The 20,159-nt window shown below is 62.5% G+C and carries 18 protein-coding genes and 2 tRNA genes; 14 read left to right on the top strand and 6 right to left on the bottom strand.

What is annotated here, in order from left to right; translation table 11 throughout:
- Positions 1 to 34: 34 nt before the first annotated feature.
- Complete coding sequence (locus AB433_RS06865) at positions 35 to 973, bottom strand: polyprenyl synthetase family protein (RefSeq protein WP_047820451.1); 939 nt, start codon at positions 971 to 973, stop codon at positions 35 to 37.
- Between the two features lie 5 nt (positions 974 to 978).
- A complete protein-coding gene (locus AB433_RS06860) occupies positions 979 to 1,233 on the bottom strand; it encodes an exodeoxyribonuclease VII small subunit (RefSeq protein ID WP_047820450.1) in 255 nt (84 codons plus the stop codon).
- A 122-nt stretch (positions 1,234 to 1,355) separates the two neighbouring features.
- Here AB433_RS06860 and purL point away from each other — a divergent pair, with 122 nt between their 5' ends.
- Together purL and AB433_RS06850 are read left to right on the top strand one after the other, a co-directional pair.
- Positions 1,356 to 3,575 (top strand): phosphoribosylformylglycinamidine synthase subunit PurL, encoded by a 2,220-nt coding sequence (gene purL / locus AB433_RS06855; protein WP_047820449.1) that lies wholly within the window; start codon positions 1,356 to 1,358, stop codon positions 3,573 to 3,575.
- Positions 3,576 to 3,659: 84 nt separating this feature from the next.
- Positions 3,660 to 4,388, top strand: a complete 729-nt coding sequence (locus AB433_RS06850; RefSeq protein ID WP_047820448.1) for a hypothetical protein — start codon at positions 3,660 to 3,662, stop codon at positions 4,386 to 4,388.
- A 52-nt stretch (positions 4,389 to 4,440) separates the two neighbouring features.
- Here the strand turns inward: AB433_RS06850 and serB are convergent, their stop codons facing one another.
- Positions 4,441 to 5,322, bottom strand: a complete 882-nt coding sequence (gene serB, locus AB433_RS06845; RefSeq protein ID WP_047820447.1) for a phosphoserine phosphatase SerB — start codon at positions 5,320 to 5,322, stop codon at positions 4,441 to 4,443.
- Here serB and miaA point away from each other — a divergent pair.
- From miaA to leuA, 7 genes are all read left to right on the top strand, one after another.
- The gene (gene miaA, locus AB433_RS06840; RefSeq protein WP_047820446.1) at positions 5,315 to 6,301 is read left to right on the top strand and encodes a tRNA (adenosine(37)-N6)-dimethylallyltransferase MiaA; all 987 of its coding nucleotides are present in this window, start codon (positions 5,315 to 5,317) and stop codon (positions 6,299 to 6,301) included. The two genes, serB and miaA, sit on opposite strands and share 8 nt — an antisense overlap.
- A gap of 110 nt (positions 6,302 to 6,411) precedes the next feature.
- The gene (gene ilvB, locus AB433_RS06835) at positions 6,412 to 8,154 is read left to right on the top strand and encodes a biosynthetic-type acetolactate synthase large subunit (protein WP_156170900.1); all 1,743 of its coding nucleotides are present in this window, start codon (positions 6,412 to 6,414) and stop codon (positions 8,152 to 8,154) included.
- On the top strand, positions 8,154 to 8,669 hold the full coding sequence (gene ilvN, locus AB433_RS06830; protein WP_047820444.1) for an acetolactate synthase small subunit: 516 nt from the start codon (positions 8,154 to 8,156) through the stop codon (positions 8,667 to 8,669). The genes ilvB and ilvN overlap by 1 nt, the downstream gene beginning before the upstream one ends.
- Positions 8,670 to 8,792: 123 nt before the next feature.
- Positions 8,793 to 9,812 carry a ketol-acid reductoisomerase gene (ilvC, locus tag AB433_RS06825; protein ID WP_047820443.1) on the top strand — a complete coding sequence of 340 codons (1,020 nt, stop codon included), beginning with the start codon at positions 8,793 to 8,795 and terminating at the stop codon, positions 9,810 to 9,812.
- Between the two features lie 102 nt (positions 9,813 to 9,914).
- On the top strand, positions 9,915 to 10,562 hold the full coding sequence (locus AB433_RS06820; protein WP_047820442.1) for a YceI family protein: 648 nt from the start codon (positions 9,915 to 9,917) through the stop codon (positions 10,560 to 10,562).
- Positions 10,562 to 10,960, top strand: coding sequence for an I78 family peptidase inhibitor (locus tag AB433_RS19405; protein WP_053059031.1), 399 nt, complete (start codon positions 10,562 to 10,564; stop codon positions 10,958 to 10,960). Before AB433_RS06820 ends, AB433_RS19405 begins: the two co-directional genes overlap by 1 nt.
- A 381-nt stretch (positions 10,961 to 11,341) precedes the next feature.
- Entirely contained in the window at positions 11,342 to 13,021 is a 1,680-nt protein-coding gene (gene leuA, locus AB433_RS06810; protein ID WP_047820441.1) for a 2-isopropylmalate synthase, read from the top strand.
- A gap of 28 nt (positions 13,022 to 13,049) precedes the next feature.
- On the opposite strand, the gene AB433_RS06805 is transcribed toward leuA, so the two are convergent.
- From AB433_RS06805 to AB433_RS06795, 3 genes are all read right to left on the bottom strand, one after another.
- On the bottom strand, positions 13,050 to 13,535 hold the full coding sequence (locus tag AB433_RS06805; RefSeq protein ID WP_245626605.1) for an AHH domain-containing protein: 486 nt from the start codon (positions 13,533 to 13,535) through the stop codon (positions 13,050 to 13,052).
- Between the two features lie 76 nt (positions 13,536 to 13,611).
- A complete protein-coding gene (locus AB433_RS06800; RefSeq protein WP_156170708.1) occupies positions 13,612 to 14,535 on the bottom strand; it encodes a hypothetical protein in 924 nt (307 codons plus the stop codon).
- A gap of 27 nt (positions 14,536 to 14,562) precedes the next feature.
- Complete coding sequence (locus tag AB433_RS06795) at positions 14,563 to 14,916, bottom strand: NAD(P)H-dependent oxidoreductase (protein ID WP_311735621.1); 354 nt, start codon at positions 14,914 to 14,916, stop codon at positions 14,563 to 14,565.
- A gap of 227 nt (positions 14,917 to 15,143) precedes the next feature.
- Here AB433_RS06795 and recJ point away from each other — a divergent pair, with 227 nt between their 5' ends.
- From recJ to AB433_RS06770, 5 genes are all read left to right on the top strand, one after another.
- On the top strand, positions 15,144 to 16,961 hold the full coding sequence (recJ, locus tag AB433_RS06790) for a single-stranded-DNA-specific exonuclease RecJ (protein WP_375782401.1): 1,818 nt from the start codon (positions 15,144 to 15,146) through the stop codon (positions 16,959 to 16,961).
- A gap of 80 nt (positions 16,962 to 17,041) precedes the next feature.
- Positions 17,042 to 17,116 (top strand) — tRNA-Glu (locus tag AB433_RS06785).
- Between the two features lie 31 nt (positions 17,117 to 17,147).
- Positions 17,148 to 17,222 (top strand) — tRNA-Glu (locus AB433_RS06780).
- A gap of 128 nt (positions 17,223 to 17,350) precedes the next feature.
- On the top strand, positions 17,351 to 18,559 hold the full coding sequence (locus tag AB433_RS06775) for a sensor histidine kinase (RefSeq protein ID WP_245626604.1): 1,209 nt from the start codon (positions 17,351 to 17,353) through the stop codon (positions 18,557 to 18,559).
- 152 nt (positions 18,560 to 18,711) lie between these two features.
- A complete protein-coding gene (locus tag AB433_RS06770; RefSeq protein ID WP_047820437.1) occupies positions 18,712 to 20,088 on the top strand; it encodes an OprO/OprP family phosphate-selective porin in 1,377 nt (458 codons plus the stop codon).
- The last annotated feature ends 71 nt before the right edge of the window (positions 20,089 to 20,159 follow it).

Raw genomic sequence — 20,159 nt, 5'->3', positions numbered from 1 at the left:
TCCGCGCCGATTACCCCTGTTCGTGGCGGTCAAATCAATAGTCCCGTTCGGTGATATAGCAGGCGACAGCGCGCAGCACGTCGGCCTCCGCCCCGTGCGAAGCCAGATGCCCGACCGCCTGATCGACCAGCACCTGCGCCTGTTCGCGCGCCCGGTCCGCGCCCACTAGAGAGACGAACGTCGCCTTGCCCGCCGCCGCATCCTTGCGCAGCGCCTTTCCAGCCAGTTCCTCGTCCCCTTCGTGGTCGAGCAGATCGTCGACGATCTGGAACGCCAGCCCGATATCGCGGGCATAATTTCGCAAATGCGTCCGCCCCTCCGGAGGAATGCGTCCAAGGATCGCGCCCATTTCGACCGACGCGCCCAGCAGGGCACCGGTCTTCAATTGCTGAAGCCGGGTCACGGTGTGCAGGTCGAAGCCGCCCTCGCCGCCTTCATCCCCTTTGGCGGCCTGCTCCGCCATCATGTCCATCATCTGGCCGCCCGCCATGCCATCCATCCCGCTCGCCTTGGCCAGCGTGGCGACCAGTTCGGACCGGATGAAGGGATCGGCCGTTACCTGCGGGCTGATCAGGATGTCAAAGGCCAGCGCGTGGAGCGAATCGCCCGCCAGCACCGCCGTCGCCTCGTCGAAGGCGACGTGCACCGTCGGCTCACCATGGCGCAGGTCGTCATCGTCCATGCAGGGCAGGTCATCGTGGATCAGCGAATAGACGTGGATCGCCTCTACCGCGCAGCCCGCCCGCACTGCGGAATCGCGGGTTACGCCATACATTTCCGCCGTCGCCGCCAGCAACAAGGGGCGCAACCGCTTGCCGCCGCCGATCGCGGCGTGGCGCATCGCGTTGACCAAAGGCGCGCGGGCATCGTCGGGAACGGGCAGCAGGACATCGAAATGCCGGTCCACATCCTCACGCATCTGCGTCAGCGCGGTCCCCAACAGGTCCGGTTGCACGATCCCCTCCACCGCCATGAGGTTCAGACCCCACCTTCGTCGAACGGTCGCGTTCCGGTCGGCGCACCGTCCGGCCCGGCGACGATCTTCTCAATCCGAGCCTGCGCCGCATCCAGCCTTGCCTGGCAATGTTTGCGCAGCGCTTCGCCGCGTTCGTAAAGCGTGATCGATTCGTCGAGCGCGACATCGCCGCTCTCAAGCCTGCGAACCACGTCTTCCAGCGCTTTCAGTGCCTGTTCGTAGGTCAGCTCGGAAATCTGATTTTGGGCCTCATCCATGGGCGATAGCAATGGCGGCGCATGCCCCAACGGTCAAGCGTGTGGTCAAGCGCGGCAAAAGGGCTGCCACAGATCATTTAGGGACTGGATCGGGGGCCCGCCGGTGGTTAAGGGCGCGGGGCATGAGCGAGATCACTCCTGACGTCGTCGAGGCCCACGGCCTTTCCCCCGAAGAATACGAGCGTGTCCTGCACGCGTTGGGCCGCGAGCCGAACCTCGTCGAGCTTGGCATATTTTCGGTGATGTGGTCGGAGCATTGCTCTTACAAATCCTCGCGCTTCCACCTGAAAAAGCTGCCAACCGAGGCGCCGTGGGTGATCTGCGGTCCCGGCGAGAACGCGGGCGTCATCGACATCGGTGACGGTCAGGCCGCGATCTTCAAGATGGAGAGCCACAACCACCCGTCCTACATCGAACCCTATCAGGGTGCGGCGACGGGCGTCGGCGGCATCCTGCGCGACGTGTTCACGATGGGCGCGCGCCCGGTGGCGAATATGAATGCGCTGCGCTTCGGTCGGCCCGATCATCCGAAGATGAAGCATCTGGTCAAGGGCGTGGTCGAGGGTATCGGCGGATACGGCAACTGCGTCGGCGTGCCGACCGTTGGCGGCGAGACCAATTTCCACAAGGCCTATGACGGCAACATCCTGGTCAACGCGATGACCGTGGGCGTGGCCGATGCGGACAAGATTTTCTATTCCGCCGCGACGGGCGTGGGCAATCCCATCGTCTATGTCGGATCGAAAACGGGCCGCGACGGCATCCACGGCGCGACGATGGCGAGCGCCGATTTCGGCGACGATATCGAGGAAAAGCGCCCGACCGTGCAGGTTGGCGATCCTTTCGTCGAAAAGCTGCTGATCGAGGCCTGCCTTGAACTGATGGCCACCGACGCCATCGTCGCCATTCAGGACATGGGTGCGGCGGGCCTGACATCGTCCTCAGTCGAAATGGCGACCAACGGCAAGGCGGGCATCCGGCTCGACATGGACAAGGTGCCTTGCCGCGAAGAGGGCATGACGCCCTATGAAATGATGCTCAGCGAGAGTCAGGAGCGTATGCTCATGGTGCTCAAACCCGGCTGCGAGACACAAGCCGAAGAAATCTTCCGCAAATGGGAGCTGGACTTCGCGGTCATCGGCGAAGTCACCGATACGCAGCACATGGTACTGGAATTCGGCGGCGAGGTCGTTTGCGATATTCCGCTCGGGCCCCTTGCCGCAGACGCGCCGGAATACGAACGGCCCTATATCGGGCGCGAGGAATATGCCGCGTGGGCCAAGGTCGGCCCAATGGGTGAGGTACCCGAAACGCATGACGTGGCGGCGGACCTGCTGAAGCTGGTTGCGACGCCCGACCTGGCAAGCCGCAAGTGGATCTGGGAGCAATACGATTCGCAGGTCGGTGCGGACACCATGCAGAAATCGGGCGGCGACGCGGCGGTTGTGCGCGTGCACGGCACGAAAAAGGCGCTGGCGATCAGCACCGATTGCACCCCGCGCTATTGCTATGCCGACCCCTACGAAGGCGGCAAGCAGGCCATTGCAGAGGCCTATCGCAACATCTCCGCCGTTGGCGCGACGCCGCTGGCGGTGACCAACTGCCTGAACTTCGGCAACCCGCAGCGACCCGAAATCATGGCGCAGTTCGTCGGATGTCTTCAGGGCATGGGCGAGGCTTGCCGCACGCTCGACTTCCCGATCGTGTCGGGCAACGTCAGCCTTTATAACGAAAGCAAGGCGACCGGCGGCGGCTCCGCCATCCTGCCGACCCCCGCCATCGGCGGCGTCGGGTTGATGCAGGACCATGAGACGATGGCCACGATTCGCTTCAAGGCTGAGGGCGAGCAGATTGTCGTGATCGGCGGCGAATCCGGACACCTCGGCCAGTCGCTATACTTGCGCGATCTGCACGGCCGCGAAGAAGGCCCGCCCCCGCCGGTCGGCCTCGATCTGGCCAAGCGCGCGGGTGAGACGGTGCGCAAGCTTATCGCAGATGGCGCGGTGACCGCCGTGCACGATTGCTCCGACGGCGGGCTTGCCGTGGCGCTGGCCGAAATGGCGATGGCCAGCGGCATCGGTTGCGCGGTTGCCCTGCCCGAAGGCCGCGACAGCGCCGCCGGGTTCTGGTTCGGTGAGGACCAGTCGCGCTACGTCGTCACCGCTAAAGCAGCCGAACCGATCCTCGAAGCCGCCGAAGCCGCTGGGCTCGCGGCGATCGCGCTGGGCGATGTCGAGGGTGACGAGGTGGTGTTCCGCAGCGTGGGCGGCGAGAGCCGGGTTAGCGTTACGGACCTGAAGGCGGCGAGCTTGTCGTTTTTCAAAGAGTGGATGGAGAGCTGATTAGCATTCCCGAAGTCGGCAAATTGCAAATGGGTGTGGCCACACATAGTTGTTTTCTAGAGCCCATTCGCATAACTACTTGTCATGTCTATACTCGTCGCTGCTGCCGGACTGCTCGCCGTTCCAGAAATAGTGCCTGATACCGAGTCCTATCCAAGCAAGTCATTGCGCAGTGCGGAATCTGCTGCGGCTCTCATAGAATTCGTGATTGATCCCGATGGCGATCAGATAAGTTGCACGACACTTGCCGCATTCGGTTCAGAAGGTCTGGCAAACGACATTTGCAAACTGCAGCGTAAGGCTCAATTCGAGCAAGCCTTTTCAGCGGCAGGTAGGCCAACTTACGGAGTTGTGCGTGCTTTTATCAAATACGCGATTCCCTTCTTCGAACATCGGAAAGCAGGACAAAGCGAAAACATCATGAGCCTCGTGGCACCGGGCATTACGCATGAAGTCATAGGATCCGTGCTGATCCGGGGTGATCGCCTCCCTAGCCCCAACGCTTTAAAGAATTTGGAGAAAACCCGAATTGTCGCTTTGCCCGACGTTACTTTCGATGTGAAATCGCTACCCGGCAGCGACGATGACTTTATTGACGAACGTGTTACCGTCGAAATTGACGACAGAAGCCAAGTAACCGCTTGTACTCCTCTCTCGAGGACAGACTCTGATCAAGTCGTTAGCGACTATGCAAAGGCCGCCTGTGAGAACGTTATAGGCATGCATATGCCTGATGCACTTACGATTGATCAACGACCGGTCGAACATGTAAGGCATCTAGAGGTACGGTTCGCCATCGCTCGCGATAAGTAGGCGATTCTAGACCCATAGATCAGGCCATGCTTCGCCCGCCACCAAGCAAACCTCAATCCACCCAATCCGACTGCGGCACGCCCAACAGTTTCAGCACACTCGTCAAATCACCGCGATCGACGAACCCGTTCGCCGCCGCCTTGGCCTTGGGCTTGGCATAATAGGCAACGCCGTAATCCGCCGCCTCGATCATCGGAATGTCGTTCGCGCCGTCGCCGGTCGCAAGGCTGACCGCGCCATCGCCAAGGCGCGCCATTTCCTCGTTCAGAGTGGCCAGCTTCGTGCCGCTGTCCACGATCTCCGCCGCAAGTTTGCCGGTCAGTTTGCCGCCCGCCACGCCCAGCACGTTGCCGACAACACGCTCGAAACCAAGCATCTCCGCCACAGGATCGGCGAACGAATGGAACCCGCCCGTCACCAGCACCGTGCGGCATCCGCGCGCCTTCAGTGTCTCGACCAGAACCCGCGCCCCCGGCATCGGGCGAATTCGCTCGTCCAGGCAACGGGTAATCGCGCTTTCCTCAAGCCCCGCCAAAAGTCCGACCCGCTCGGTCAGCGCGCTGGCGAAATCCAGTTCACCCTGCATCGCCCGTTCGGTGATGTCGGCGATCCGCTCTTTCAAACCCGCGAAGTCGGCCAGTTCGTCGATGCATTCCTGCCCGATCATCGTCGAATCCATGTCCGACACGAACAATTGCGGCACCGTGATCGGCTTGTCCGCCATCAACATGTCGCACGGTCCGAATGCGCCTTCCAGCACGCCGCGCACAGTTGCCGGATCGCCGTGGGGCAGCATCACTTCCAGCACGTCGGAGCAGAAGTCCAGCATGGCCGCCTGCGCAATCGGCGCACCGGCCCGTTCCAATTCCGCCGTCGCCTTTGCCAGCGCGGTTTCAAGAATGGCCGGGTCTGCTATCAGCCGGGCGATGAGCACGCGTCTTTTCTCCGATGGTCTGGATCCTGGTCTGGAATCAGGTCTTCCAAAGGTCGCGCTCATTGCAGGGCCGACGGCCAGCGGCAAGAGCGATCTCGCGGTGGACCTGGCGCTTAGCTGTCAGGCGGCGGGGCAACCGGCCGTGGTGATCAATGCCGACAGCGCGCAGGTCTATGCCGATTTGCGCGTGCTGTCCGCGCGCCCCAGCGATGACGAGATGCGCGGCGTGCCACACGTTTTGTTCGGCGCGTGGGATGGGGCCGATCCCTGTTCGGCGGCAGACTGGGCCGCGCGGGCGAAGGCGGAAATCACCGAGGCACACGCCGCGGGGCAATTGCCGATCCTCGTCGGCGGAACCGGTCTTTACCTGCGCACCCTGATAGACGGCATTGCACCGATCCCGGCCATCGAACCTGCGATCCGCGCCGAAGTCCGCGCCCTGCCCGTGGCCGAGGCGCATCTGGCGCTAATCAACGAAGACACGGCGGCGGCGCAGCGCCTGAACCCCGCCGACACGACCCGCGTCGCCCGCGCGCTGGAGGTTGTGCGCAGCACCGGGAGAACGCTGGCCGATTGGCAAAGCGAGCTGGAGGGCGGGATCGGCGCGGACATCGACCTGACCGCAGCGATCCTGCTGCCCGACCGTGAGACGCTTTACGCACGGTGCGACCGCCGCTTCGCCCTGATGCTGGAGCAAGGCGCGGTCGAGGAAGTACGCGCCCTCCTCGCCCGCGACCTCGATCCCGACCTGCCTGTCATGCGTGCCATCGGGGTGCCGGAAATTGCGGCAATGCTGCGCGGGGAGATAGACGCGGCGGAGTGTTCGGCCCGTGGCGCGCAGGCGACTCGGCGCTATGCGAAACGGCAGTTCACGTGGTTCCGCCACCAGCCCCCAAAGCATTGGCAATGTTTCCGATCAGAGAATTACACCAAAGAGCGAATTCACGAAACAATATTTCAAACTCTACGGTTGACATGATATTGTATGTCTCCTAGTTGCACCAACGAATGGAATTAGGGAGAGACGGCCCGGGCGCACGACGCCCGGGCCGATTTTCTTGGCCGAACCCACTTTTCGAACGGAGAATGATTGTGACCGAGCGCAGCGGCGCCGACATCCTGATGGACTGCCTCGTCGACCAAGGTGTCGACACGGTATTCGGCTATCCTGGTGGTGCGGTCCTGCCGATTTACGACGCCCTCTTTTCCGACAATCGCGTGCGTCATATTCTCGTCCGGCACGAGGCCGGGGCCGCCCACGCGGCGGAAGGCTATGCACGGTCCACCGGCAAGCCCGGCGTCGTGCTCGTCACGTCCGGCCCCGGCGCGACCAACGCGGTCACCGGCATTGCCGATGCCTTCATGGATTCGATCCCGATGGTCGTTCTGACCGGTCAGGTCGCAACCGCGATGATCGGTACAGACGCCTTTCAGGAGGCGGACACCGTCGGCATTACGCGCCACTGCACAAAGCACAACTATCTGGTGAAAGATCCGGCTGATCTTGCGGCGACCATCACAGAGGCGTTCCAGATTGCCACCACCGGTCGCCCAGGCCCGGTCGTGATCGACATTCCCAAGGATGTTCAGGTCGCCAGCGCCCCGGTTCAGAAGCTGGAGAAGCCGAGCCGCTATGCGCCGCCCCACGCCGGCGCCGACGATGCGATCGCCGAAGCGGTCGCTATGCTGGCGGCGGCCAAGGCTCCGGTACTTTATAGCGGTGGCGGCGTCATCAATTCGGGGCCGGAGGCGTCGGAGCTGCTGCGCGAATTGCAGACGCTGACCGGTGCGCCGATCACCAGCACGCTGATGGGCCTTGGTGCGTTTCCTGCGCAGAACAAGGCGTGGCTGGGAATGCTGGGCATGCACGGCACCTACGAAGCCAACATGGCGATGAACCGGGCCGATCTGGTACTCGCCATCGGGGCGCGTTTCGACGACCGGGTGACAGGCCGGGTAGAGGATTTCGCCCCCGATGCGAAGAAAATCCACATCGACATCGACCGGTCCTCGATCAACAAGACTGTGCGGGTGGACCTGCCGATTCTGGGCGATTGCGCCAGAATTCTACGCCAGATGATCGATCAGTGGAACGCGACCGGGGCCAAGGCACAGAATCTTGGCGAATGGTATGCGCGGATCGACGGATGGCGTGCGCGCCAGTCGCTGGCCTATCCGCGGTCCGAGGAAGAGATCATGCCGCAGCTCGCGATAGAGCGGCTGTATGAGCTGACCAAGGACCGCGATCCGATCATCACGACCGAAGTTGGCCAGCACCAGATGTGGGCGGCGCAGCACTTCCACTTCTTCGGCCCGAACAAGTGGCTGACCAGTGGCGGCCTTGGCACCATGGGTTACGGCCTGCCTGCCGCCATCGGCGCGCAGCTGGGCAACCCGGGTTCGCTGGTTATCGACATCGCAGGCGAAGCCTCGATCCAGATGAACATTCAGGAACTGGGCACGGCCAGCCAGTATCGCCTGCCGGTCAAGGTTTTCATCCTGAACAACGAATACATGGGCATGGTCCGCCAGTGGCAGGAACTGACCTATGAATCGCGCTATTCGAATTCGTACAGCGACGCGCTGCCCGATTTCGTGAAACTGGCAGAGGCTTATGGCTGGAAGGGAATCCGGATCGACGATCTGGCCGATCTGGACAGCGGCATTCAGGCGATGATCGATTACGATGGCCCCGTCATCGTCGATTGCCGCGTGGCAAAGCTGGCCAATTGCCTGCCGATGTTCCGGTCGGGCGCGGCGCACACCGACATGATCCTCTATGGCGACGATACCCAGCGTGAGGTTACCGCCGAAGCGAAGGCATCCGTCTGATGCATATCGAAAAACGCGCGGCGGAGCGCCACGTCCTTGCCATCACCGTCGATAACGAAAGCGGCATCCTCGCCAAGATCGCGGGCCTGTTTACGGCGCGCGGGTACAATATCGACAGCCTGACGGTCGCCGATATCAGCGAGAACCATACCGTTTCGCGGATCACCATCGTCACCCACGGCCCGCCCGAAGTGATCGACCAGATCCATGCCCAGCTGGAACGCCTGGTCCCGGTTCACAAGGTAGCCGACCTGACCGAACTGGGCCCGCACGTTGAACGCGAACTGGCGCTGGTCAAGGTCGCCGGGCAAGGCGACACGCGGGTAGAGGCACTGCGCCTTGCCGACGTTTTCCGCGCCAAGGTGGTGGACAGCACGACCGAGAGCTTCATCTTCGAAATCACCGGCGCGCCGGAGAAGATCGACAGCTTCGTTTCGCTGATGCGCCAGCTTGGCCTTGTCGAAGTCGGTCGCACCGGCATCGTGGGCATGATGCGCGGCGTGAACGGAGCGTAACGCCGGGTCCAATTTCGTCTCATACGATACATTTGAAGCAACCATCCAACATCGCTATGCGCCGCCCCACGTTTTACCGGCGCGCAGGCCAAATCAGCAGGCGTAAAGCCAAGGGGAATTGAAGTGAAAGTCTATTACGACGCCGACTGCGACCTGAATCTGGTCAAGGACAAGAAGATCGCCATCGTCGGCTATGGCTCGCAGGGCCACGCCCACGCCCAGAACCTGCGCGACAGCGGTGTCGCCAATGTTGCCATCGCCCTTCGCGAAGGCTCTGCCACGCGCAAGAAGGCCGAAGGCGCCGGTTTCAAGGTCATGACCAACTCGGAAGCTGCCGAGTGGGCCGACATCGTGATGATCCTTGCGCCCGACGAGCATCAGGCCGCGATCTATAACGACGACATCGCCGGCAAGATGAAGCCGGGCAGCGCGCTCGCCTTCGCGCATGGCCTGAACGTCCACTTTGGCCTGATCGAAGCGCCGAAAGACATCGACGTCATCATGATCGCGCCGAAGGGTCCCGGCCACACCGTGCGCGGCGAATACATCAAGGGCGGCGGCGTGCCCTGCCTGATCGCGGTACACAACGATGCGACCGGCAATGCGCATGACGTTGCGCTGGCCTATGCCAGCGGCGTTGGCGGCGGTCGTTCGGGCATCATCGAAACGAACTTCAAGGAAGAGTGCGAAACCGACCTCTTCGGCGAACAGGTCGTTCTGTGCGGCGGCATCACCCACCTGATCCAGGCCGGCTTCGAAACGCTGGTCGAGGCGGGTTATGCCCCCGAGATGGCCTATTTCGAGTGCCTGCACGAGACCAAGCTGATCGTCGACCTGCTGTACGAAGGCGGCATCGCCAACATGCGCTACTCGATCAGCAACACCGCCGAATATGGCGACATCAAGACCGGACCGCGCATCATCACCGATGAGACCAAGGCCGAAATGAAGCGCGTTCTGGCCGACATTCAGGCGGGCCGCTTCGTCAAGGATTTCGTCCTCGACAATCGCGCCGGTCAGCCCGAGCTGAAGGCAAGCCGCAAGGCTGCTGAAGCGCACCCGATCGAGAAGACCGGTGCCCAGCTGCGCGCGATGATGCCATGGATCACCGCGAACCAGTTGGTGGACAAGGAAAAGAACTGATCTTTTTCCAATAAGCCGAATATTGAAGGCCTGCGCATCATCCGCTTGATGCGCGGGCCTTTTTCGTTAGCGTTGCGCCAACACGTCCACAAAAGGGTTTCCATGCGTCGCACATTGATCGCCATTGCCGCCGCCTGCCTCACCGTTCCGGTCTCCGCCCTTGTTGCGCAAGGCGATGCACCGCAATTCGCGCTGGGCCAGCCCGATCCGGCGCTGGTAAAGGCGGGAAGCTACGCCACCGATCCGCACCACACCCTGGTCGGCTGGCGGGTCAATCACCTTGGGTTCAACGACTATTTCGGCATTTTCGGCGATGTCACCGGCACGCTGGACCTAGACCCGGCGAACCTTTCTGCTGCCAAAGTCGACGTCACTATCCCCGTTGCCAGCGTCACCACCGCTAGCGCGGGATTGACCGAGCACTTGCTGCGCGCGGGCAAGGACGGGGGCAAGCCCGACTTCTTCGGCCCATCCCCCGCCCCTGCGCGCTTCGTATCGACGATGGTCACGCCAACCGGGCCGATGACCGCACAGATCGTCGGCGACCTGACGCTGAACGGCGTGACCGCCCCGGTCGCGATCAACGCGACCTTTACCGGGGCCGGACCTGCGCCGATGAGCAACAAGGAAACGGTGGGCTTCGAAGGTCGCGCGCTGTTGAAGCGCAGCACGTTCGGTATCGACATGGCCATCCCGCTCGTCTCGGACGAAGTGGAACTGGACATCACCGCCGCGTTTGAGAAGCAGTGATGCGCCGCCCCGCATTCGCCCTGCTCGCCCTGCCCCTTATCGCCGCTTGCAGCGCGCAGGAACCGGGCGACCCGCCCGCCGGGACGCCATCGCCGACCGAAACGCTGGCATCGGCGACATGGCAGCCGCCCGAATCCTGCCCCGGCTGGGCCGACGCGGATCGTCCGTCGGGATCGAACTGCTATGGCATCCTGCCCGAGCGCTGCGGCGCGGATCGCGCGGTTGTCTATGTTGGGCAGGCGATCACCACCGATATCAAGACCGTTCTGCAAGGCATAGCGCCGGACGGGATACGCGTAATCGGTCCGGACGATGCGATCACCGACGACTTGCGTGAAGGTCGGCTGAACGTCTCGACCGATGCCGATGGCGTGATCACGAAGGTCGATTGCTACTGACCGCGGCGTGATGCTGTCCTACAGGGGCGGAATGCGGCAGGCTGTTTCGCATGTCCTGCCGTTCCGCCCCCCTCTCAATTGCCATATCCGATCAATGCGAATGGATTGATCGACGGAATTTCACTTACCCGTGTCAACTTCGTCAACTTCCAGCGCTTATGCTGCCCGCGCAGTCCCGGCGAATCCGGGCTGGACAAACGGGAACCGACACAGCATAGCCACTTGCGAAATGACCGTGATGCGCATCCCTTCGGCTTTTGGCCTACTGCTTCGACTTACACGCCCCCGGGCGTGACCTTTGCGCTGTCCGCGGGCGGCGCGCTTGTCGCCCGGGGGACTTGAAGCCGCACCACAGTTCGAAACAGCCAAGAAGTTCATAAAATGACGATGCTGCAAGACCCGCAGGTCAAATACCGCCCCTTCCCCACGATCGACATTCCCGATCGGACCTGGCCTAATGCGACCATCACAAAGCCGCCGCGCTGGCTGTCGACCGACATGCGCGATGGCAACCAGTCGCTGATTGATCCGATGGACAGCGTGAAGAAGAACCGCTTCTTCGATCTTCTGGTCAAGGTCGGCCTGAAAGAGATCGAGGTCGGTTTTCCGGCGGCGGGCGCGACCGAGTTCGACTTTATCCAGAACCTCGTCCGTTCGGGCCGCATTCCCGACGACGTGATCGTGCAGGTCCTGACGCAAAGCCGCGAAGACCTGATCAAGCGGAGCTTCGAAAGTCTGCAGGGCGCGAAGCAGGCCATCGTCCACGTCTACAACGCGGTCAGCCCCGCGTGGCGCGATATCGTGTTCAAGATGAGCAAGGACGAAGTGCGCGGCATTGCCGAGGCAGGCGCCAAGGTCATCCGTGACGAGGCGGCGAAGTACCCCGACACCGACTGGCACTTCGAATATTCGCCCGAAACGTTCAGCACGGCGGAGCTGGATTTCAGCATCGAGTGCTGCGAGGCGGTGATGCAGATCCTGCAGCCGACGCCCGAGCGGCCGATCATCCTGAACCTGCCCGCGACGGTCGAATGCGCGACGCCCAACGTCTATGCCGACCAGATCGAGTATTTCTGCCGCAACCTGCCCAATCGCGACAGTGCGGTGATTAGCCTGCATACCCATAACGACCGCGGCACTGGCGTGGCTGCCGCCGAACTGGGCGTGATGGCGGGTGCGGACCGTGTAGAGGGCTGTTTGTTCGGCAATGGCGAGCGGACAGGCAACTGCTGCCTCGTGACCGTGGCGCTGAACATGTACACGCAAGGGGTCGATCCCGGCCTCGACTTCTCGAACATCGACGAGGTGATCGAGACGGTCGAATACTGCAACCAGATCCCCGTGCATCAGCGCCACCCCTATGGCGGCGAACTGGTCTTCACCGCGTTTTCGGGCAGCCACCAGGACGCGATCAAGAAGGGGTTCGAAGCGAACGAGCAGCAGAACGACCAGTACTGGCGCGTTCCCTACCTGCCGATCGACCCCGCCGATCTGGGCCGCAATTACGAGGCTGTTATCCGCGTGAACTCGCAGAGCGGCAAAGGCGGCTTCGCGTGGGTTCTGGAACAGGATCGCGGGCTGAAACTGCCCAAGCGAATGCAGGCGCATTTCTCGAAAGCCGTGCAGCGCATGGCCGACGAGACAGGTCGGGAACTAAACGCCGCCGATATCTGGGATGCGTTTCAGCACGAATACCACCTGTCCCGGCCGCAGCATTTCCAGCTGGTCGATTATGAGGAACAGCGCACCAAGGACGGCACCCGCGTCTTCACCGGCACGGTCAGCGAAGGCGGCAAGGAACGGACGGTCTCGGGCCGGGGCAACGGGTTGATCTCTTCGGTAATCGCCACGCTTTCCGAAGCGTTCGGGGTTACGATGGAAGTGCTAGACTACACCGAACACGCGCTATCGAAGGGCAGCGATGCCAAGGCGGCGGCCTATGTGGAGTGCATGACGGCAAGCGGCGATATCGTCTGGGGCGTGGGCATCAGCGCCGACGTAGCCACCGCCAGCGTGCGTGCGATCCTGAGCGCCGCAAACGCGGTACATCCGGCGAGTTAGGGAAGTAACGAAGCGGGCGAGAGGCGGTTCAGCCGTTTCCGCCCGTTGCGCCCCACAGCGCTTCGGCCATTGCGTCAAGATGGGCAAAGTCCACGCCGTGTCCGATAGGATCGCGGCGGTTCAGCACCATCGGGCTCTTGCCCTCGCCCTTCAACCGTCGGGCAAGACCGCGCTGCACCAGCCGGATGCGCGAAAGGGCGGCACTACGCGCCTTCCGCTCATTCCTGAGCCTTGCCTGCGACCATTCCATTTCGACTGCGCCGACCCTTTCGAGCACCAGTTCGTTATAAATCCTGTGCGGCCCCCGGTGCAGCGGCAATCTGTTATTCATCGCAGCCTTTTCCGTGGCCGGCAAAAGGATGCCGTTCGCGTTGAAATCGTCAAACCAAACCGCGCGCGGGGCAACGGACGAGAGCATGACCGCTAGGCTGCGGACCCGCAACAGCTGTCTGGGCACCAAATGGTGCTTTTGCCAGTCGCGCCGAAAGCCCCGCGAACCCGGGCGATTAACCATGGAAAAACGACGCATGATCGTTGGTACACCAATAGCAGCTTCTCCCGTCCCTCAATTAACGTCTCGGAGAGAGAGTTTAAAAAATTGGTGTCCTTTTTAGGTTAATTTTTGAACCGTTCGCAAATGGAGCAATCTCGAAACCGCCATATCCCTCGATTTCGATGGTGTCTTCATGCTCGACCGGGCCGTTTACCACCAGGTAATTAATAAACCTGATCGCGACCCTTGCGCGATCCAAGCCCGACAGGTCGGAAGAGGCGGGAATGGTCAGTTCCTGCCCGCAGAAAAGCGATAGCCCGGTGCTGACCAGAGTGCCGCCAGCATCCGCCGTCATCCCGACGAGACCGAGCGCGGGAAACGCTCCGCCTCCGAGCCAGCCGGTAATCACTTTAACGAAATAGTCCGCCGACATCGCCGCGGAGGCGGGGACCCATCCGGCGGCGAAAAAGCCTTCATCCGCCGCCATCGCAAGCGCCAAGCGGGATGCGGTCAAGACCGACTCCAAAGTCCAGCCACGCCCCGGATCATCGACCAACGCAATCTTGACCGTCTCGCCCTTTTCCAGAAGGTCGGGCCGAATATCGAAATGGCTTTGCGGACGATCGCAACCAGGCCAATCTCCATCCGAAGCCTTCGACACGAGCAGGCGATGCCCATCGACCGACACGACCATGTCCGAATCGTTTCCCGACACGCTGTCGGCATCAAAGCCAGCCAGCGCCAATAGGTCGGCCAGCTTGCGACGATCGGGCGCCGCCCCATCGAACCAGAGGACGTAGCCGATGGAAGGCGCGGCCCCGGCGCCTTTCGCAAAATATCCCCTGCCCTCTGGCATGTTTACAGGCTCCTGCCGCTGAAGCGCGACGCTATGCCGACCCTCGATTTCTCGTCGACCCCCCAAAGGTCCGATATGTCCACGATGGACATTGTTGTCGTTAAGACCGTTAATGCCTGTTAGGCAATCGCCATGAACAATCCGCCCGAGATTGAGACGTAACAACAAATTTTATGTATTCGTTGCGCATAATCAGAACAGACCGATGCTTAGCCCCTCCCCCAAAGCGGCCCCCATATCGGCGCATTCTTGACGCGCTTTTTCCGGCAAAGATTTCGCTGCCAGTATAGCCTCGGGCGTCTGCGCCGCAAAGTTCACGATCAGCGGATCCGCTACGCGTTTCAGCCGCCAGCCCGCTACAATCCGGTCGATCTGCCGCGTGGCGCCCTCTCCATCCGACCCTGCCGCGATGGCAGTCGCAAAAGCGCGCCCCTCGATCTGGCCGAGCAGCGGATAGTAGGTCGTATCAAAGAACTCTTTCATCGCTCCGGTCATACTCGCCAGATTTTCGGGGCAGACGAAAAGATAGCCCTGCGCAGCCAGCATCGCTGCTGCATCGGCATCAGTGCAATGAAGCAATCGGGCCTTAGCGCCCGCAGCCTCTGCGGCGGCCTCCGCCATGGCACGTGCTCCGCCGGTGCGGGAATGCCATACGATCAGGAGGAGCGGTTCGGCGGTCATCCCAATAGGTTTCAGCGGTCTCTTGGGGAAAAGCAAGCGCGCCGCCCGGTCCCGTGTTTACGCGATGGGTCCGGCAGGAGTATCTTCCCGAGATGGCATCCCGATCCGATCCGATAACGAACCCCGCTGGCGACGGGCTGGAGGCGCTGGCCTGCGGCGTGGCCGCGTCGCTCTCCGGCAAGGCGTGGCGCTGGCGCGGCGGCAATATGGCGTTGGGGTCCGGCGGGATGCAGGCGGGTGAAGATCTGCTGACCCAGATCTTCACCGCGCGCGGCATCGCGCCCGACGATATAGAGCGGCACCGTACGCCTACCTTGCGCGGATTTCTGCCCGATCCGTCGATTTTTGCCGATATGGATGCCGCCGCCGACCGGCTTGCGCAGGCGGTGCTGAGCGGCGAGCCGATCACGGTCTACGGTGACTACGACGTCGATGGGGCGACCAGCAGCGCGCTTCTGACGCGCTTGCTGCGCGATCTGGGGGCCGATCCGGGGCAATATATCCCCGACCGCTTGCTGGAGGGATATGGCCCTTCCGGCGAGGCACTGGTCCGTCTGGGCGAGCAAGGCAGCAGCCTGATCGTCACCGTCGACTGCGGTGCGATGGCGCATGAGGCGCTGGCCATGGCGCACGATGCCGGGATCGAGGTCATTGTAGTCGATCACCACAAGTGCGCAGCGGAGAACCCGCGCGCGGTGGCCCTGGTCAATCCGAACCGTTTGGATTCTAGCGACGAGGCAGCCTCGTACGGCCACCTTGCCGCCGTGGGTGTCGCGTTCCTGCTGGGCGTTGCCCTGCTGCGCACTTTGCGCCAGCGCGGTTTCTTCGCGGATCGCCCCGAACCGGATCTGCGCGGACTGCTCGACCTCGTTGCCCTGGGCACGGTGGCCGACGTAGCCGCGCTGCATGGCCTGAATCGCGCCTTCGTAGCGCAGGGTCTGAAGATCATGGCCCGGCGCGACAACATCGGGCTGGCTGCGCTGATCGACGCAAGCCGCCTGAATCGCGCCCCGCAATGCAGCGACCTTGGATTCGCGCTTGGCCCCCGCATCAACGCCGGTGGCCGTGTAGGCGAATCGACTCTGGGCGTGCGACTGCTGGCCGGTGTGGACCAGGCCGAGGTGCGCGATATTGCAGCTCGGCTAGACGCGCTGAATGAGGAACGCCGCGCGATCGAGGCGGACGTACAAGAAGCGGCGGAGGCCCAGATCGCAGGCCAGCATAACCGCGCGGTCGTGGTGCTTTCGGGGCGCGGCTGGCACCCCGGGGTGATTGGCATTGTGGCTGGACGCATCAAGGAAAAGACCGGCAAGCCCACCATCGTTATCGCTTTCGACGAAGCTGGCGAGGGCAAGGGGTCTGGCCGCTCCATTTCCGGCGTCGACCTTGGCGCGGCGATCATCGCGGCGCGTGGTGAAGGCCTGTTGGTCAAGGGCGGCGGTCACGCGATGGCGGCAGGCATGACCGTGGAAGAGGCCAAGATCGACGCTCTCGCCGACTGGCTTGATTCGCACCTTGCCCGAGATGTCGAACGCGCACGGGCCTCGCAGGCGATGCTGGTCGATCTTTCCGTCAGTCCCCGTGGGCTGCAACCCGATCTCGTCTCGCTGCTGGAAACCGCAGGTCCCTACGGTGTCGGCTGGCCTGCCCCGCGCGTGGCGGTCGGGCCGGTTACGCTCGTCAAAGCCGATGTTGTCGGTCGCGGCCATGTGCGCGTGATCGCCAGCGGAGCGGATGGCGCGCGGTTCAAGGCTATCGCCTTTCGCGCCGAGGAAAGCGACATGGGGCAGGTTTTGCTGCACGGGTCGCGGGGCCGAAAACTGTGGCTGGTGGGCCGTGCGAAGATCGACGACTGGGGCAGCACCCCCGCGGCAGAGCTGCATATCGAGGATGCAGCATTTGCCGACTGACGATAGCTTTGCAATTTCCTGTAATTGAGCCTTGACCGCCCGCAATACGCCCCCTAAGTGCGCGGGCCTGCCACCGACGTGGCCCCTTCGTCTAGCGGTTAGGACGCGGCCCTTTCACGGCTGAAACACGGGTTCGATTCCCGTAGGGGTCACCACGGTGCGCACGGCGCGCACCCTTTGCGACGCGGCCCCTTCGTCTAGCGGTCAGGACGCGGCCCTCTCACGGCTGAAACACGGGTTCGATTCCCGTAGGGGTCACCAACCCTTCCGCAAAATGACAGATATATTACAGTGGCGCACCGCGTTCGCTCCGCCTATTGGCCTGCCATCGTGCCGAGCCATGTGATTCATCCTTTGCCCGCATCGATGCCGCCATTGGGCGCGCACGCGTGAACGACCGGGTGCCTTGGGGCGGAATGGCGCTGGCCTTGGCCGGGTCGGTCACGCTGTTTCTTTCGACATTCGAATTCTGGCTCTCGCTTGCCGTGCTGGTCGTGTGGATCGGGTCCCTGTGGCTGTCGCGCCCTGCCCCCGACCGCATGCGTCCGCGCGACGAAGGATCGACGATCACGCAGGATTCGATGCGCGATCTGATCGAACCGCTGAACCTGCCTTATCTCGTCATGGAGCATGGTCGGATCACGCTGGCCAACAAGGCCGCGCGCGACGTGCTGGGCGGCCACGTTATCGGACAAGATGCGCGCGTTGCTTTACGTCATCCAGAGGCGGTGCGACTGCTCGACAAGAACGTTGCGGGCGAGGCAACCATTCGCGGGCTGACCGGGCCGAAAAGCGTGTGGCAATTTTCGCTGCGCCCCGTCGATACACGGCGTGCGATGATCGAACTGGTCAATCGCACGGCAGAGGCGGACATCAGCCGCGCGCACACCGACTTCGTCGCCAACGCCAGCCACGAATTGCGCACGCCGCTGGCCTCTATCATCGGTTATGTCGAAACGCTGATCGATGGCGAGAACCCGGACAATGCCCGCCCGATCAAGCCGGAGACGCGCGCCCGCTTCCTCGAAACCATCGCGCGCGAGGCGAAACGGCTTCAAGCGCTGGTCGAAGACCTGATGTCGCTTTCCCGTATCGAGGCGGAGAAGCACGAATTGCCGCCCACGGTCTTCGACTTTGGCCCCAGCATCGATACGCTGATCGCTGGTATGCAGACGCTGCACGGCAAAGACCGGATCGAATTCAAACGTGCGCATCTGCCGATGCCGATCCGTGGCGACGAACAACAGGTGCACCAGCTCGTCCGCAACCTGATCGAAAATGCGCTGAAATACGGTGCCGATGATCAACCGGCGCGCGTTTCGCTCCAGCTTCAGGGCGACCTGCTCGAACTGACGATCCGCGACACGGGTGAAGGCATTGCGCCCGAACACATCCCGCACCTTACGCGACGGTTCTATCGCACCGATCCCGGTCGCAGCCGCGCGGTAGGCGGTACCGGTCTTGGCCTCGCCATCGTCAAGCATATCGTCGAACGTCACCGAGGCCGACTCGCCATCGAAAGCACGCTGGGCGTCGGCACCACGGTGATCGTGCGGTTGCCTCGATGGCAGGACGACAGCGCAGCAGTTTCCGCCTGACTTGTCGCGAACACCGGGGAAAGCGCCGGAAAACACGCGCTGTCCACAGGATTGCTACAACAATCCGACAGACTGTAACAAAACCGTCACCTGCCGGTCATACGGGCGTCGCCAATTCAACACGGAATTGCAACGAAAGGGGCTAACCTGCCATGAGGACCATCACCACGTCGGCCATCGCGATGATCGCGGCAGCCGGTCTTGCCACCCCCGCCTTCGCCCAGGACAGCGAAGCCGAAGCGATGCGCGCCGAACTGGAAGCGATGCGCGCGCAGATGCAGGCGATGGCCGCACGGATCGATTCCCTTGAGGGTCAGCTCGTCACCGCACAGGCCAAGGCCGATGCCGCGACCGAAACCTCCACCACCGCGTTGGCCGCTGCTGAGGAAGCCAAGAGCGACACCTCCGTAAAGTGGAAGGGCGCCCCGCAGTTCGAAGGCAATGGCTTCACCTTCAAGCCGCGCGGCCGGATGCAGTACGACGTCGGTTACCTTGGGGCGCCGGATTCCTTCACCGACAGCGCGGCCGGTTTCGGCAGCGAGCTGCGCCGCGCATACCTTGGCTTCGAGGGCACGATCCCCGGTGGCTTCGGCTATCGTGCAGAGGTCAACCTTGCGAGCGAGGAGGTCGAGTTCACCGACCTCTACATCACCTACGCCGCCAGCGAATCGGTCAAGCTGACACTAGGTCATCAAAAACCGTTCTGGGGCCTTGAGGAACTAAGCAGCGATCTGTTCACCTCTTTCACGGAACGCGCGGCGATCAACACCGCGTTCGGGTATGAGCGCAAGGTCGGCCTTTCGGCGGCGATTTCTTCGGGCGACGTGCTGGCGCAAGGCGGCATCTTCACCGACAGCATCACCGACCTGAACAACGACGACGGCGACAACGAACTGGCCTATAGCGGCCGCGTCGTCTTCATGCCGAAACTGGGCGAAAACCAGCTCCACCTTGGCGCGAACGTCAATTATCGCGACGCGAACGCGGTGAGGAGCGTGAACTATCGCGTTCGTCCGTCGATCCACACGCCCGACGTGCGCTTTATCGCGACCGGCGGCATGCCCGTGGAATCGGAATTGGCCTACGGGCTTGAGGCTGGCTACATCGCAGGGCCGTTCCATGCCGCTGCCGAAACGCACTGGCAAAAGGTCGGCCGCCCCGGCCTTGCCGATCCGACGTTCTTCGGTGGCTATGCCGAAGTCGGCTATTTCATCACCGGCGGCGACAGCCGTGGTTACAAGAACGGCGCGTTCGATCGCGTGAAGCCGACCAACGGAGTCGACAAGGGCGGCCTTGGCGCGCTGCAGGTCAACGTGCGGTACGACTACCTCGACCTGAACGATGCCGGCGTCGTCGGCGGCAAGCAGGACGGATACGAGTTGTCGCTGATCTGGACGCCGACCGATTATACCCGGTTCCTGATCAACTATGGCCGGATGGAATACACCGACGCCGCGATTCCCGGCGTGGATGGCGACCGTTCCTACGGCGTCGATGCCTTCGGCGCGCGCGCCCAGATCGATTTCTGATCGAATTAACTGCTTAAAATCAAACTATTAGCAATTCCATCGCCGCTGCCGGGTTGCTGTCACATCCTTGT

Source organism: Croceicoccus naphthovorans, from assembly GCF_001028705.1.
GTDB lineage: Bacteria > Pseudomonadota > Alphaproteobacteria > Sphingomonadales > Sphingomonadaceae > Croceicoccus > Croceicoccus naphthovorans.
Note: the sequence above shows the minus strand (reverse complement) of the source record. Positions and strands in the feature narration are given on the sequence as shown.

Excerpts from the sequence above, each read along its gene's own strand:
- AB433_RS06865 (WP_047820451.1), bottom strand. The coding sequence starts at position 973 with ATGGCGGTGGAGGGGATCGTGCAACCGGACCTGTTGGGGACCGCGCTG.
- AB433_RS06860 (WP_047820450.1), bottom strand. The coding sequence starts at position 1,233 with ATGGATGAGGCCCAAAATCAGATTTCCGAGCTGACCTACGAACAGGCA.
- purL (WP_047820449.1), top strand. The coding sequence starts at position 1,356 with ATGAGCGAGATCACTCCTGACGTCGTCGAGGCCCACGGCCTTTCCCCC.
- AB433_RS06850 (WP_047820448.1), top strand. The coding sequence starts at position 3,660 with ATGTCTATACTCGTCGCTGCTGCCGGACTGCTCGCCGTTCCAGAAATA.
- miaA (WP_047820446.1), top strand. The coding sequence starts at position 5,315 with ATGAGCACGCGTCTTTTCTCCGATGGTCTGGATCCTGGTCTGGAATCA.
- ilvN (WP_047820444.1), top strand. The coding sequence starts at position 8,154 with ATGCATATCGAAAAACGCGCGGCGGAGCGCCACGTCCTTGCCATCACC.
- AB433_RS06820 (WP_047820442.1), top strand. The coding sequence starts at position 9,915 with ATGCGTCGCACATTGATCGCCATTGCCGCCGCCTGCCTCACCGTTCCG.
- AB433_RS19405 (WP_053059031.1), top strand. The coding sequence starts at position 10,562 with ATGCGCCGCCCCGCATTCGCCCTGCTCGCCCTGCCCCTTATCGCCGCT.
- leuA (WP_047820441.1), top strand. The coding sequence starts at position 11,342 with ATGACGATGCTGCAAGACCCGCAGGTCAAATACCGCCCCTTCCCCACG.
- AB433_RS06805 (WP_245626605.1), bottom strand. The coding sequence starts at position 13,535 with ATGGTTAATCGCCCGGGTTCGCGGGGCTTTCGGCGCGACTGGCAAAAG.
- AB433_RS06795 (WP_311735621.1), bottom strand. The coding sequence starts at position 14,916 with ATGCTGGCTGCGCAGGGCTATCTTTTCGTCTGCCCCGAAAATCTGGCG.
- recJ (WP_375782401.1), top strand. The coding sequence starts at position 15,144 with ATGGCATCCCGATCCGATCCGATAACGAACCCCGCTGGCGACGGGCTG.
- AB433_RS06770 (WP_047820437.1), top strand. The coding sequence starts at position 18,712 with ATGAGGACCATCACCACGTCGGCCATCGCGATGATCGCGGCAGCCGGT.